Annotated in this window: 13 protein-coding genes; 8 read left to right on the top strand and 5 right to left on the bottom strand. The window is 73.0% G+C overall.

Annotated features, from left to right (window positions below; all coding sequences use genetic code 11):
• Window positions 1-184: 184 nt before the first annotated feature.
• Both BSZ37_RS03580 and BSZ37_RS03585 read left to right on the top strand, forming a co-directional pair.
• The gene (locus BSZ37_RS03580; RefSeq protein ID WP_095509222.1) at window positions 185-1,555 is read left to right on the top strand and encodes a M16 family metallopeptidase; all 1,371 of its coding nucleotides are present in this window, start codon (window positions 185-187) and stop codon (window positions 1,553-1,555) included.
• Between the two features lie 66 nt (window positions 1,556-1,621).
• Complete coding sequence (locus BSZ37_RS03585) at window positions 1,622-3,061, top strand: M16 family metallopeptidase (RefSeq protein WP_095509223.1); 1,440 nt, start codon at window positions 1,622-1,624, stop codon at window positions 3,059-3,061.
• 104 nt (window positions 3,062-3,165) lie between these two features.
• On the opposite strand, the gene BSZ37_RS03590 is transcribed toward BSZ37_RS03585, so the two are convergent.
• On the bottom strand, window positions 3,166-5,949 hold the full coding sequence (locus BSZ37_RS03590) for a S8 family peptidase (RefSeq protein ID WP_095509224.1): 2,784 nt from the start codon (window positions 5,947-5,949) through the stop codon (window positions 3,166-3,168).
• Between the two features lie 159 nt (window positions 5,950-6,108).
• Complete coding sequence (locus BSZ37_RS03595; protein WP_095509225.1) at window positions 6,109-7,365, bottom strand: amidohydrolase family protein; 1,257 nt, start codon at window positions 7,363-7,365, stop codon at window positions 6,109-6,111.
• Between the two features lie 97 nt (window positions 7,366-7,462).
• Here BSZ37_RS03595 and BSZ37_RS03600 point away from each other — a divergent pair, with 97 nt between their 5' ends.
• The 6 genes from BSZ37_RS03600 to BSZ37_RS03625 all read left to right on the top strand — a co-directional run bounded on the left by BSZ37_RS03600 (window position 7,463) and on the right by BSZ37_RS03625 (window position 12,152).
• Window positions 7,463-8,851 (top strand): MBL fold metallo-hydrolase, encoded by a 1,389-nt coding sequence (locus tag BSZ37_RS03600; protein ID WP_095509226.1) that lies wholly within the window; start codon window positions 7,463-7,465, stop codon window positions 8,849-8,851.
• 103 nt (window positions 8,852-8,954) lie between these two features.
• The gene (locus tag BSZ37_RS03605) at window positions 8,955-9,284 is read left to right on the top strand and encodes a hypothetical protein (RefSeq protein WP_095509227.1); all 330 of its coding nucleotides are present in this window, start codon (window positions 8,955-8,957) and stop codon (window positions 9,282-9,284) included.
• Window positions 9,285-9,381: 97 nt separating this feature from the next.
• Complete coding sequence (locus BSZ37_RS03610) at window positions 9,382-9,723, top strand: hypothetical protein (protein WP_095509228.1); 342 nt, start codon at window positions 9,382-9,384, stop codon at window positions 9,721-9,723.
• Between the two features lie 194 nt (window positions 9,724-9,917).
• Entirely contained in the window at window positions 9,918-10,775 is an 858-nt protein-coding gene (locus tag BSZ37_RS03615) for a hypothetical protein (RefSeq protein ID WP_095509229.1), read from the top strand.
• 140 nt (window positions 10,776-10,915) lie between these two features.
• Entirely contained in the window at window positions 10,916-11,665 is a 750-nt protein-coding gene (locus BSZ37_RS03620) for an SDR family oxidoreductase (protein ID WP_095509230.1), read from the top strand.
• Window positions 11,666-11,699: 34 nt separating this feature from the next.
• Entirely contained in the window at window positions 11,700-12,152 is a 453-nt protein-coding gene (locus BSZ37_RS03625) for a DUF488 domain-containing protein (protein WP_095509231.1), read from the top strand.
• A 65-nt stretch (window positions 12,153-12,217) separates the two neighbouring features.
• Here BSZ37_RS03625 and BSZ37_RS03630 read toward each other — a convergent pair whose 3' ends face one another.
• From BSZ37_RS03630 to BSZ37_RS03640, 3 genes are all read right to left on the bottom strand, one after another.
• On the bottom strand, window positions 12,218-12,934 hold the full coding sequence (locus BSZ37_RS03630; protein WP_218830386.1) for a PIG-L deacetylase family protein: 717 nt from the start codon (window positions 12,932-12,934) through the stop codon (window positions 12,218-12,220).
• 84 nt (window positions 12,935-13,018) lie between these two features.
• Window positions 13,019-13,285 carry a (2Fe-2S)-binding protein gene (locus BSZ37_RS03635; RefSeq protein ID WP_095509233.1) on the bottom strand — a complete coding sequence of 89 codons (267 nt, stop codon included), beginning with the start codon at window positions 13,283-13,285 and terminating at the stop codon, window positions 13,019-13,021.
• A gap of 1 nt (window position 13,286) precedes the next feature.
• Entirely contained in the window at window positions 13,287-14,387 is a 1,101-nt protein-coding gene (locus BSZ37_RS03640) for a YncE family protein (RefSeq protein WP_095509234.1), read from the bottom strand.
• Between the last annotated feature and the right edge of the window lie 12 nt (window positions 14,388-14,399).

Consider the following 14,399-nt stretch of genomic DNA (forward strand, 5'->3'; position numbering starts at 1 on the left):
CCGCGAAGTGGCGGAGTCAACCGCAAAACGACGGCGCAGCCACGGGTCCCCGTCGCACACCGCGCTTGGCGACCTCCCTAGGGTCGTGCCCGGCGGAGATCCTTCGACTCGCTCCGCTCGCTCAGGATGACACGCGGAAGGGCCCGTCGCCTTCCTCTTCGGTCGCCAACTCTCTCCTCCATCGATGCGCCGATTGCTCCTTGCCCTTCTCTTCGCCCCGCTAGCGGCTCTCGCCCAGCCGGCGATCTCCGTCGACTACGAGCGGTTCCGGCTCGACAACGGGCTCGACGTGATCCTCCACCGCGACGCCTCCGTCCCGACGGTCACCGTCAACACGTGGTACCACGTCGGGAGCGGGCGCGAGCAGCCGGGGCGGACGGGCTTCGCCCACCTTTTCGAGCACCTCATGTTCGAGGGCTCCGGCCACGTCCCGGAAGGCGCGATCGACACGTGGCTCGAAGAGGCCGGCGGCGGCGCCAACGGATCGACCACGCGCGACCGGACGAACTACACGACCGACGCCGCCGCGAACGGCCTCGAACTGGCGCTCTACCTCGACGCCGACCGGATGGCCTCGCTCCTCGACGCCATGTCGCCCGAGAGCGTCGACGGCCAGCGCGACGTGGTCAAGAACGAGCGGCGCCAGAGCTACGAGAACCGCCCCTACGGGATGGCCTTCTCCGTCCTCGGCCAGACGCTCTACCCGCCCGGCCACCCCTACCACTGGCCCACAATCGGCGCGATGGAGGACCTGACGGCGGCGAGCTACCAGGACGTCGTCGACTTTTTCCGGACCTACTACACGCCGAACAACGCGAGCCTCGTCGTCGCCGGCGACATCGATCTCGAGCAAACGCGCCAGTGGGTCGAGGCGTGGTACGGGGCGATCCCGCGCGGCCCGGAGCCGCCGCTCCAGCCCATCGCCACGCCGACGCTGGAGCGAGAGCGCCGGCTCGTGCTGGAGGACGCCGTCCAACTCCCACGCCTCTACCTCGCGTGGCACAGCCCGGCCCGCTTCGCGCCCGCCGACGCGGCGATGGAGGCGCTCGCGGGCGTGCTCGCGGGCGGCAAGAACAGGCGGCTCTACAAACGGCTCGTCTACGACCTTGAGATCGCGCAGGACGTCTCGGCGTTCCAGAGCGGTGACCTCCACTCGGGCGAGTTCTACGTCATCGCCACGGCCCGTCCGGGCGTCGACCTCGACGAGATCGAGGCCGTCATCGCCGAGGAGATCGCCCGGCTCCAGGCTGAGGCGCCGGACGGCCGCGAGCTTCAGCGGGTCGTGAACGGCGTCGAGGCCGGCTTCCTCGACGCCCTCGAAACCATCGACGGCTTCGCCGGGAAGGCCGACCAGCTCAACAGCTACCTCTTCTTCACCGGCACGCCGGACTACTTCGAGGAGGACCTCGCCCGGTTCCGCGCGCTCGCCCCACGCGACCTCTCGGATGCTGCGTTGACGTTCCTGACGGACGCCCGCGTCGCGCTCTCCATCGTGCCGGAGGGGGCGGCGGCTCTCGCCCTCGACTGCTCCGAGACCGCCGTCCCGCTCTTCTAGCCTCCCCCGCCTCGGCCCCGAGGCGGGCCGGGTCGCCTCTCGATTCCACTGTTCCGAATCCGTCTGATGCGCGCTCTCCTCCTCGCTCTCCTCCTGGCCGGCCCCGCCGTCGCGCAGCCGGCGGCACCCAACTGGGACACGCGCCCGGCGCTTGCCGAGGCGCCCGCCTTCGCCCCGCCCCTGCCCGCCGGGCACTCGCTCTCGAACGGCCTGCCGGTCCTGTTCGTCCAGAAGCCCGGCGTCCCGCTCGCCCAGATCAACCTCCTCGTCAAGACCGGCTCCGTCGACGACGGCGACCTCGACGGGCTGGCCGACTTCGCCGCCGACATGATGGACGAGGGAGCCGGCGAGTACTCGGCCCTCGACCTGGCCGACGCCGTCGACTTCCTCGGCATCAGCCTGGGCACGGGCGCCGGGCTCCACAGCCTGAGCGTCCAGCTCCACGCGCCGCTCTCGAAGCTGGACGAGGGCCTCGCGCTGATGGCCGACGTGGCCCTCCGCCCGACGTTCCCCGAGGCCGACCTGGAGCGCGTCCGCACGAGCCGAATCACGGCGCTCGAGCAGCGGCGCGACGAGCCGCGCGCCGTGGCGGGCGTCGCTCTCGCGCAGGCGCTCTACGGCGACGACCACCCGTACGGCCGCCTCGGACTAGGCGAGCCCGCGACCGTCACCGCGATCTCGCGAGCCGATCTCGTCGCGTTCCACGAACGCGTGCTCCGGCCAGGCAACGCTGCGCTCGTGGTCGTCGGCGCGGTCGACTGGGCGGGGCTCCAGCCGAAGCTGGAGGCCGCGTTCGGCGCCGCGGCGTGGCCAGCGGCCGAGGCCGTGCCGGGCGTGACGGTGCCAGACGCGCCCCAGGTCGGCCCGCGGTCCGTGACGCTCATCGACAAGCCCGGCGCGGCACAGTCCGTCGTCCGAATTGGGCGGATCGGCGCGGCGCGGTCGACGCCCGACTACTACGCGCTGGAGGTCCTCAACACGATCCTCGGGGGGAGCTTCACGAGCCGGCTCAACCAGAACCTTCGCGAGCGGAACGGCTACGCCTACGGTGCCCGTTCGACGTTCGAGTACCGCCCGGCCGCCGGCCCCTTCATCGCCTATGCCGACGTCCAAACCGACGTGACCGCGCCGGCGCTGGCGGAGTTCTTCAACGAGTTCGAGGCCATCGCTGAGGACGTGCCCTCTAGCGAGCTGGCGAAGGCGCGCGACTACCTCGCGCTGTCGTTCCCGGAGCCGTTCGCGACGGTCTCGGGGACGGCGGCCATGGTCGGGAGCCTCTGGCTCTACGGCCTCCCGCCTGACACGTACGCCGAGTACACCACGGGCGTCCAAGCCGTGACCGCGAGCGACCTCGCCCGCGTCGCCCACGAGTACGTCGACCCCGAGCGCGTCGACGTCATCGTCGTCGGCGACCGCGCGGCCATCGAGGCCGACGTTCGGGCCCTCGACCTCGGCCCGGTCACAACGCTGACGATCGCGGACGTGCTCGGCCCGGCCGCCGAGTAGCTCCGCCTCGACATCGAGGCGGGCGGGGCGGCCAGGCGGGCGCACAAAGAAACGCGGGGCGCGACCCGACGGCCGCGCCCCGCGCCTGGCGTCTCGGGGGGAGACTAGCGGGCGACCGTCAGGCGCCCGGTCCGGCTCTCGGCGCCGGCCGTGAGGCGGTAGACGTAGGCGCCCGCGGCGAGGCCCGCGGCGTCGAACGACGCCGTCTGGCGGCCGGCCGGGACCTCGCCGTCGACGAGGACGGCGACCTCGCGGCCGAGCACGTCGTAGACCGCGAGCCGCGCCGCGCCGCCCCGCGTCGAGAACGCGATGCGCGCGCGTCCGGCGACCGGGTTCGGCGCGGCGCCTTCGAGTTCGAGGGTCTCGTCGGCCGCCGTCGCCAGCGCGGGCGTGCCGAGCAGGCTCTCGCCGGCCGGCTCGTACGCGGCGGGGTCCGCGGCGTCGTAGATGCCGAACAGGCGGACGGCCGCGGCGGCGTACTCGGCGCGCGTCACCGCCTTACGGGGCGAGAACGTGGCCGTGATCGTCGGCTCGAGGTCGAACGGGCCCTGCTCGACGGCGAACTGGGCGTTCATCAGGCCGGCGTCGAGCGCGAGCTGGACGTAGCCGCGAAGGCCCGGCGCGATGGCGTTGACGTCGCCGAGCGCGATCCGCTCGCCGTTGAACGTGGCGAACACGGCGCCCTCGTAGTCGGCCGCGACGCCGTGGAGGCCGAGCGCGGCGACGAGGCTGTAGGCCAGTTCCTCACGGCGGACGCGGGTCTCGGGGGCGAACGCGCCGCCGTCGAGGCGGACGAGCCCGGCCGCCTGGCCGGCCTGGTCCTTGAGCGCGGCGCCCTGCGCGGCGACGGCCGCGGCGAACGGCCGGAGGTCGGCCGCGACGTCGCCGAAGGCCGGCACGTCGCCGGGGACGGGCTGGCGGACGCCGGCGCCCATCACGAGGTACTCCGCTAGCTCGCCGCGGACGAGCGCGCGGTTTGGGAAGAAGCGGGTCGGCGAGTCGCCGTCGGCGAGCCGGTCGAGCACGGCGGCCTCGACGAACGCCCGGGCCGGGTGGCCCACGAGGTCGTTGATCCCCGAGAACCCGCCGGTCAGGACGAGTGAGATGGTCGCGTCGACCGTGCCCGGCACAGCGTAGCCGTTCGTCACGCCGAGCGGGTCGACGTCCTGGCCGGAGACGCCGCCGATGCCGCTCACGGAGTACGTCCAGGTGCCGGCCTCGCCCGGCGCCACGACGGCCGCGATCTCACCGAGGACCGGGAGCGTGATGCCCGAGCCGTAGCGCGTGCCGGAGGGCGACGTGAGCACGATGGCGACCGTGTTCTCGGGGACGGTCGCGCGGGCCTTCACGAGCGCCACGTTCTCGCCCACCTCGAACGTCACCGTCTCCGGCTCACCGACGGGCGAGAAGAACACCGAGGCTTCGAACGACGGGCCGTCGACGAGGAGCGCGTTCGCGTCGAACGTCCGGAAGCCGTTGACCGTGGCGCGCGCGCCGGCCGGCTGGCCGAGCACGTGGGCCACGGCGGCGTACGCGTTGACGTAGCCGGCGCCGGTCTCCCAGATCTCGCGGCCCGGCATGTTCGTCGCCGTCGTCTCGAGGATCCGGCGGACGTCGTAGACGTCGAGCGTCGGGTCGGCCTCGAGCATCAGCGCGACGATGCCGGAGACGTGGGGGCACGACATCGACGTCCCGCTGAGCGACGTGTAGAACGGGGCCTGACCCGGCGGGAGGCTCGTCTCGGGCGTCCCGTCGCCGAGCGAGGCCCGCGTCGAGATGATGTCGACGCCCGGCGCCGTGACCGTCGGCCGGTCGGCCCACTCGTAGGTCTCGCCGTCGACGGTGACCGTCCCGCCGTTGCCCGCGAGGCCGCGGCTGGAGAAGTCGGCGAGCGCGCCGAGGTCGTCGCCAGCGCCGACCATCACGACCCACGGGGCCTTCTTGAAGTTGCCCGTGATCGTGCTCTCGCCCGGGCCCGAGTTGCCGGCCGAGAACACGACGACCACGCCGCGGTCGGCGAGCGCCTTCGTCGCGACGTTCGTCGGGTCGTCGGGGTTGAAGTCGGTCCCGACGTCGCCGGTGTTGCCGAACGAGTTCGACACGACGCGGATGTTGTACTCGAACTGGTGGGTCAGGGCGTAGTCGAACCCGCCGATCGTGTCGAGGATGAAGAGCGCGGCGCCCGAGCCGTAGCCGATGAGGTCGGCGCCGGGGGCGACGCCCTCGAACCGGCCGGCGCTCTGCGCGCCCGTCCCGCCGATGATGCCGGCGACGTGCGTCCCGTGCCCGCCGCCGACGTCGGTGTTCGGGTTGTTCTCGACGTGGGTCACCGGGAGGAGCGACGAGAGCGAGTTGAGGTTGATCTGGGCCGAGACGTTCTGGACGACGTGGTTCGGGAACTGGATGTCCGGGTGCGTCCCGTCGACGCCCGAGTCGTTGATGAGCACGCCAATGCCCTTGCCCGAGAACGGGAGGCCAAGCGCGGTCCGGAGGTCGGGGTCGGTCCGGAGCCGGTCGACGCCGGTAAGCGCGGTGGCCCCGTCGTTCTCGTAGTCGAGCCGGTCGTTGTGCCACACCGATCGGACGCCCGGGAGGCCTGCGATGAGCCCGACCTGCGCCGGCGTCGCCAGGACGCCGGCGATGGGCAAGCTCTCCATCGTTACGCCGACCACGCCGACGCTGGCGAGGCGCGTGCGCTGGAGCGCTGTGAGGGGGCCGTCGCCGTCGAACGTGACGATGACTTGGAGCCGCTCGGTCACGAGCGCGTCGGAGAGGGCGTCCTGAAGCGATGGGCCGAGCACGGCCTGCGCGCGGGCGCCCCCGGCGAGGAGGAGGACGAGGAGGGGGAGGAACAGGGCGCGGAGTGCGCCGGCGTATCGGGAGTCCATCCAGGCAGAGGGAGGTGGTGAGAGGGAGTCCTCCCAAGGACTTGTTCTGCCCTCTCGCCTGCCAGCGGCCGCCGCCGGAGGCCGCCGTCGGAAGAACGGCGTGGGTCCGTGTAAGACTTTTCCTACCCTGGCCGGTCCCGTCTCGGCCCCGAGGCGGAGCTAGTCGCGGCGCACGACCGCGCCGCCCTTCATCACAAACCGGACGTCGCGGAGCGCCGCGACATCAGCCAGCGGGTCGCCCGCGACGGCGACGAGGTCGGCGAGGAGACCGGGGCGGACGGAGCCGATCCGGTCGGCCATCCGCAGCATCTCGGCGTTGCCGGCCGTCGCGGCGCGGAGCACGTCGAGGACGGGCATTCCGTAGGCGGCCATCAACTCAGCCTCGACGGCTTGGTCGCCGTGGTCGAACACGCCGACGTCGGAGCCGACGCACATCGGCACGCCGGCCGCGAGCGCTGCGGTGACCTGGCGTCGCTTGACGACGATCCGCGACGGGGCGGGCTCGGAGCCGTCCCACCCCTGGTAGCGCGAGATGGCGTCGACGGCGCCGAGGGTGGGGCAGAGCCAGACGCCGCGCGCGGCCATCTCGGCCCAGACCTCCGGCGTCCCGCCGTCGCCGTGCTCGACCGTCCGGACGCCGGCCCTCACGGCGCGCAGCATCCCCTCGGCCGTGGCCGCGTGGGCCACCACGTCGCGGCCCGACGAGGCCGCGGTCTCGACGATGGTCCGGATCTCGTCCTCCGAGAAGGTCGGCCGGGCCTCGCCGTTGGGCCCCCAGCGGTAGTCGGCGTAGACCTTGACCCAGTCGGCCCCGCCGCCGATCTGCTCGCGGGTCACGCGGACGAGGTCGGCGCCGTCGGCCTCCTGGGCGCCGAGCGGGACCTCCATGTCGGGGCGGAAGCCCTTCGGCCCGTACGAGCCCGTCGCGACGATGGCCGGCCCGGCCACGAGCAGCCGCGGGCCCAGCACGACGCCCTTCTCGATGGCGTCGCGGAGGCCGACGTCGGCGTAGCCGGCGCCCTCGCTGCCGAGGTCGCGCGAGGTCGTCCAGCCCGCCATGAGCCCGGCCTCGGCGTGGACGACGCCCCGCGCCACGCGCTCGGCGACGGACTCGTTGAGGACCTGCTCGGTCCACCCCGTCTCGTCGTACGGGTGGAGCAAGAGGTGGCTGTGGCCCTCGATGAGGCCCGGCATCAGCGTCGTGCCGGCGAGGTCGACCACGTCCGCCTCGGGCGCGCGGGGGAGGGAGCCGGCCGGCCCGACGGCCGCGATCGTGTCGGCGCGGACGAGGACGGCCCACCCCTCGTGCATCGCCTCGCCGTCGAACACCCGGTCGGGGCGGAGGAGAACGGACTGCGCGCTGGCCGACGCGGCGAGCGTGACGAGGAGGAGACCGAGGCGGAGGGGGCGGGCCATGGGCGGGTGGGGGCAGGCCGGAGAAACGTAGCGCCGCCCGGCGGAGCCGATCGGTCTGGGCCCGGTATGTTGCCGCGCACCTCTCCCGCCCGTCCCCATGACCCTCACCTTCTGGGGCGCTGCCCAGACCGTCACCGGCTCCCTCCACTACCTCGAGCTGGATGACGGCACGCGGCTTTTCCTCGACTGCGGGCTGTTCCAGGGCCGCCGCTCGGAGGCCAAGACGCTCAACGCCGAGTGGCCCTGCGAGCCGTCCTCGGTCGACGCCGTGCTCCTCTCGCACGCCCACATCGACCACGCCGGGCTTCTCCCGAAGCTCTGGCGCGACGGCTTCCGGGGCACCGTCTACGCGACGCACGCCACGCGCGACCTCTGCGCGATCATGCTCCGCGACTCCGCCCACATCCAGGAGTCCGACGCCGACTTCTTCAACCGGAAGATCCGCAAGAAGGGCCAGCCGCCGGTCGAGCCGCTCTACGACCAGGAGGACGCCGAGGGCATCATGTCGTGCTTCCACGGCGTCCCCTACGGGACGCCGTTCAAGGTGCCCGGCGGGGTCTCGGTGACGTACCGCGACGCCGGCCACATCTTGGGATCGGCGACGATGACGCTCGACCTGCCGGGCGACAAACGGCTCGGCTTCACCGGCGACCTCGGCAATCCCGGCCGGATCATCCTCCGCGACCCGCAGCCGCTCCCGCCGGTCGACTGGCTGATCTCGGAGAGCACCTACGGCGGGAAGGAGCACGAGCCGGTGGACCGGGCCAAAGAGCGGCTGGCCCAGATCATCACGGAGACGGCCGCGCGCGGCGGGCGCGTCGTGATCCCGGCCTTCGCCGTCGGGCGGACGCAGGAGCTCGTCCACAACCTCGACCAGCTCTGGAACGAGGGCCGGATTCCCCGCATCCCGGTGTTCGTGGACAGCCCGCTGGCGGTCAACGCGACGGCCGTGTTCCAGACGCACCCCGAGTGCTACGACGCGGACCTCCTGGAGTACATGCTGGAGGACCCGAACCCGTTCGGGTTCGAGCGGCTCGAGTACGTCCGCGAGGCGAGCCGGTCGAAGGAGCTCAACGGGCTCCGCGTGCCGTTCGTGGTCATCTCGGCGTCGGGGATGTGCGAGGCCGGGCGGATCCTCTACCACCTCCGCAACACGGTCGAGAGCGACAAGAACACGGTCCTCATCGTGGGCTACCAGGCCGAGCACACGCTCGGCCGGCGGATCGTGGAGCGGCGCGACGAGGTCAAGATCTTCGGCCAGCCGCACCCGCTCCGGGCCCGTGTCGAGGTCATGAACACGTTCTCGGCCCACGCCGACGAGCCCGGGCTCGTGGACTTTATCGGCGCGCTCGACGGGGACCGGCTGAAGACCGTCTTCCTCGTCCACGGCGACCCCGAGCGGCAGGCGGCCCTCACCGACGCGCTCGCCGAGGCGGGCGTCCACGACGTGCAGTCGCCGGCGCGGGGGCACGCGGTCGCGCTCTGAGCGCGACTGCGCGGCCCGGTTCAGTCGGGGGGAGAGGGGGCGATGCCGGAGGCAGCGTTCGCCGCTCGTCCTGCTCGCACCCGGCGGCCTGCCCGCTCTGCCCATGTCCGGAGTCGACCCTCTCCTCCTCGCCCTCGCCAACGTCGCCTCCCTCGCGTTCTGGGGCATCCTGCTGTGGATGCTGGTCCGCCACCTCACGCGGGCCGACCGGGAGGCGAGGGGCCGGGAGGCCGACGCGCTCCGGGCGTCGTTGGCCGCGCTCGAGGCGGACCGCGACCGGCTGACGGCCCGGACGGAGGCCATCGAGGCCATCGTGACGAGCGAGGGGTTCGACCTCGATCGGTCCGCGCGCGAGGCCGGCCTCCTCGACGCCCTCGGCGCGACGCTCGCGGAGGGGCGTCGGCCGGCGGGCCGTGCGCGGGACCGCGTGTGACCGGCGTGCGGCGGCGGCGGCTCCCGCTGCACATCGTCGGATGCGCGCCCTGCCGACCCCGGCGCCGTACGTTTCCGGGTGCGCCACCGATCGACCGATGGAATACGTCGCCTTCATGCCGTTCCTCATCCCCATTGTCGCCATCCTGGCGGGGACGTACTACAACATCGCGAAGATGAAGAGCGAGGCGGCCCGTGAGCTCGGCAAGGCCACGGACCACCTCGAAGACGAGCTCGCGGAGGCCAAGGCCGAGCGTGACCGGCTCCGCCAGCGGCTCGAGGCCGTCGAGGCCATCGTCACGAGCGAGGGGTTCGACCTCGAGCGCGAGGCGCGGCGGGCCGGCATCGCAGAGGCGGCTGACCGGATCGACCAGGCGCTCCTCAACCTGCCCGAGCCCGATGACGTGCGGGCGGCGTCAGACCGTCGCCGCGTCCGGTAGCCCCGCCTCGGCGGCTCCCCGGGCGAAGCCGCCGGCCCCGAGCCTGCCACTTGCCCGAGCCTGTCGAAGGGAGGGGCCGAGGCGGAGGGACCCGGCCACAGAAGTGGGACGGAGGCCGGGCCGAATCGCGACAGATCCGACACAATAGCCGGGTCCCTGCTCCCCACTTTGGCGTCGCACACCCCCGACCCGCCATGACCCGTCTGCTTCCCCTCGCCGCGCTGGCCCTCCTCCTCGCCGCCTGCGACGCCACCGACACGTCCAGCCCGGCCCTCTCCGACGCCGACCTCGACGACGCCGCCACCGTGCTCGCCAGCGCCATCGCCCTGGACGCGGGCGGCCTCCTCGAAGACGTCGCCGCCAGCGCCTCCCTCGCCGCGCCCGCCAGCGGCGACGCCCGGCACCCCGGCCCCGACCGCCCCGGCTGCCGCGCCGACCGGACCTACGACGAGGCCGACGGCCTCTGGACCGCCGTCTTCGACTGCGAGCGCGGCGACCCGCAGGGCCGGTTCTACGCCTCCTTCGAGCGGACCGCGACCTACCGCTTCCTCGACGCCGCCGGCCAGCCGCAACCGGAGCGGGCCGGCGCCGCCTCCGCTGAGTACGCCGTCCTCTCGGCCGAGAACCTGTTCCGCTCGCCCCGTGGCGTCCACGCCCTCCAGTCGCTCACGTCGGACTTTACCGTGACCGACCTCGACACCGAACTCGTGACGGTCAACGGGACTGTCCAGCGGGCGGCGACCGACACGCTCCGCGGCCGGCGCGGCGAGCGGACCCTCGCCTACGAGCTCGACGCCACGCTCGACGACGTCCGCGGCCCGCGCGTGGCGCCGCGCCGCTGGCGCCAGGCCGTCGAGGGCACGATCTCGGGCACGCTCCGCGCCACGCTCACCCGCACGCCCACGGGCGGCCCGAGCTCCTCCGTCGAGATCGACGAGGCGTTCACGATCTCCTTCCCGGTGAGGGCCGGCGGCGACCGCGTCGCGCAGATCGTCCTCGGCGGGCGCCCCTACCGCGCCGATGTCGAGACGGGCGAGGTCGAGGGCCTCTAGCTCCGGCTCCCTCCGTCTCGGCGCCGAGGCGGACCGGTTCAGCGGCCGCCTTCCGGTTCGGGGGGCGGCCGCCGCAGTCAGGAGAACCCCGCCCGGGGGGCGTCGGGTTGGAGGCGCCCCTTCATCCGACCCCTCTGCTCATGCCCGCGCTCTCCGACCACGTCGCCATCGTCACGGGTGCCTCGTCCGGCATCGGCGAGGCCACCGCCAAGCACCTCGCGACGGAAGGCGCGACCGTCGTCCTCGCCGCCCGGCGTGAGGGGCGGCTCAACGACCTCAAGAACGCCATCGAGGCCGACGGCGGCACGGCGCTCGTCGTGCCCACCGACGTTACCGACCGCGACGCCGTGAAGGCGCTTGCGCAGCGGACCGTGGACGAATACGGCCGGATCGACGTGCTCGTCAACAACGCTGGCGTCATGCCGCTGACGTACCTCCACAACATGCAGACGGACGACTGGTATTCGACCGTCGACATCAACCTCTACGGCGTGCTCCACGCGATCGAGGCCGTCCTGCCGACGATGATCGAGCAGGAGCGGGGCCACGTCGTCAACGTGTCGTCGACGGCCGGGCGGAAGGTGTACCCGGGCGGGGCGGTGTACTCGGCCACGAAGTACGGCGTCCGCGCCCTGTCCGAGGGGATGCGCCAGGAGCTCGGCCCGCGCTTCGGGATCCGCGTGACGTGCATCGAGCCCGGGGCCGTCGCGACCGAGCTGACCGACACGATCAGCGACGAGGAGCTCAAGAAGGACTCGGCCAAGATGTTCTCGAAGCTGACGCCGCTCGAGGCGGAGCGGATCGCCGAGTCGATCGTCTACGCCGTGACCGCGCCCGCCTCGGCGACCGTGGCCGAGATCCTCGTGATGCCGACCGACCAGATGCGCTGACCCGCCGGCAGCGCGCGACCAGCCGCCCCGACCCATGCACACCGTCGCCACCATCGGGTACGAGGGCGCGGCCGTCGAGCCGTTCCTAAAGGCCCTCACCGACGCGAATGTCGACCTGCTCGTCGACGTCCGGGCCGTCGCGCGGTCGCGGCGGTTCGGGTTCGCCAAGACGCGGCTGGCCGAGAACGTCGGCGGAGCCGGCATCGAATACGTCCACCTCCGCGGGCTCGGGACGCCGGCCGAGGGCCGCGCCGCCGCCAAGGCCGGCGACCTCGACGGCCTCCGGCGGATCTTCGGCGAGCACCTCGCCACGCCCGAGGCCCAGGCCGACCTCGCGGCCCTCGCCGACCTCGTGGCGTCGGGCCGCCGCGTCGCGCTCCTCTGCTACGAGGCCGACCCGGCGACGTGCCACCGGAGCCAGGTCGTCGACGCGCTCGGCCAGATGGTGCCGCTCACGGTCGAGCACCTGTCGGTGGCGCCGGCCTAGACGCCGCGCGGACGCTCGGCCCCTCCCGCCTCGGTCCGTCGGCGGGCGCACCGAGGCGGGCCGGGTCAGCCCTCGTCGTGGAGGTCGTCGGTGAGGCTGTCGAGCGGCGCGTCGTAGCGCTCCTGGAAGAGGACGAACGCCACGCCGTCGGCGACCTGCCGGAGCGGCTGGTGGGCCTCGACGACCTCCCGGTACGTCTCGTAGCAGGCGAGCGCCGCCTCGCCGGCCTCGCGGTCGGCGTCGGAGAACGGGACGACGGCGCCGATCGCGTCGCGCGGCGAGCCCCGCAGCCCGGCCGGGTTGTCCTCGATCTCGCCCTCGATGAGCGTGAAGAAGGCCAGCCGCCGCGGGCTCCGCCCGGCCATCTCGTCGCACGCCGCGCAGTACGCCCGTTTCACGACGGCGTGCGCCACGAGATGGTCCGGGTGGACGCTGTTGCCGTGCGGCGCGTACGTCACGACGACGTCGGGGGCGACGGCCTCGATCTTCCGCTCGACCACGTGCTCGAGGTCGCGCGGGTCGAGGTCGGCCAGGCCGCCGTCGGGGAAGTCGAGGATCGTCAGCGTCCCGCCGAGGGCCTCGACGGCGCAGGCCGTCTCCTTCGCGCGGACCTCGCCCATCTCGTCGACGCTCAGCCCGAGGTCGTGGCGCACCTTCGTCGCCCCGCCCTTGGTGAGGGTCAGGACATGAACGTCGTGGCCCTCGCGGGTCTGGCGGGCGATGGCAGGGCCAGGCCCGAACGACTCGTCGTCGGGGTGGGGGAAGACGTAGAGGAGAGTCACGAGGTGCGGGAGAGGGGAAGGGCGGAAGAGAAGGGGCGGGCGGGCGTTCAGGTTCCGTCGGTCACCTCCGCCCCCGCGTCTCCTCTACCTCCACACCCCGTCTCCCCCCGACCTCCGTTCCTCCGGTTGACTGGCGCCGGCCTCCGGCTCGTCCGCCTCGGTCACGACCTCGTGGAAGACCGTCTGCCCGGTCCGCAGCATCCGGCGGACGTACGGGTGGCAGAGGGCGCACTTCCGTCCGAAGAGGGCGTGCTCCTGGAGCTCGGCGACGGTCTCGGCGCCCGTCGCGTCGGCGACCTCCGCCAGTTCGGCGAAGGGCTTCCCGAAACAGAGGCAGCGGTCGATGGTCACGCTAAAGGCCGGCGACGAGGTCAGCCGGACCGAACGCCACGTCGGTCGGGATGACGCCGGCGTCGAACTGGTCGATCAGGGACCCCGTCCGGTCGTGGACTGTGACCGTGCCGGGCGAGCCGTAGCCGTCGGCCGCGTCGAGCCGGCCGAGGTAGAACCGCTCGGCGTCGTCGTCGAAGGCGACGGCCGAGATTGGCGGGCCGCCCGGCGTGATCGTCCGGGCCTCGGCGTTGTCGTCCGTGTCGAACGCGACGATCCGGTCGCCGAGCGACACGTAGACCTCGTCGAGCGTGCGGCTCTGCGCAGCGTCCGTCCCGAGCGCGCCGCCGCCGACCTGGGCGTCGAGCGCGAACCGCGCGACCTCCTCGCCCGAGGCCCCGTCGAGGACCACCACGAGCCCGTCGGTCTGGCCGACCACGTTGAAGTCGGCGTCGTAGAGCGTCCGGCCGGTGCAGACGACCCAGACCTCGCCGTCGTCGTCGGCGAGGGCGAAGCGGGGGCCGTCGCAGCCCTCGACCGTGATCGTCTCGACGACCGACCGGCCCGAGGCGCTCACGACCGAGATCGTGTTGCCGGCCCCGAACGTCCCATCATCCGCGCTGAAGTTGGTCACGTACACCCGGTCGCCGACGGCGGCCGCGCCCTCGGGGTTCTGGCCGACCGCGATCGGCGTGCCGGCCGTGTTTGAGGCGAGGTCGACGGGCGTGACGGTCGCGTCGTAGAGGTTCGTCACGAACGCCGTCCGCCCGACGACGGCCCAGGCGCGGGGCGTGCCGACCTCGACCTCGTCGGTGACGGCGCCCGTGCTCGGGTCGAGCACGGCAATCCGCCCGCTTCCCGTCGAGAACGAGTCGCTGAAGTTGAGGAACACGTAGAGCCGGCCGTCCACGACCTCGACGTTCTGGACGAGCCCGCCGAGCGTGGTCACGGCGTCGGGCTCGGCCGCGCCGGTCATCGGGTCGTAGCGCGAGAGCGAGCCGCTCTCGTCGGAGAAGATGCCCTGGTTGCCGACGAGGACGGTGCCGGTCTCGGGCACGTCCTCGGCCGAGTCGCAGCCGGTCGCGACGAGGAGCAGGAGGAGGGAGACGGAGAGGATGCGCATGGGGAAGGGGGA

The sequence above is a fragment of the Rubrivirga marina genome, assembly GCF_002283365.1.
Lineage (GTDB): Bacteria > Bacteroidota > Rhodothermia > Rhodothermales > Rubricoccaceae > Rubrivirga > Rubrivirga marina.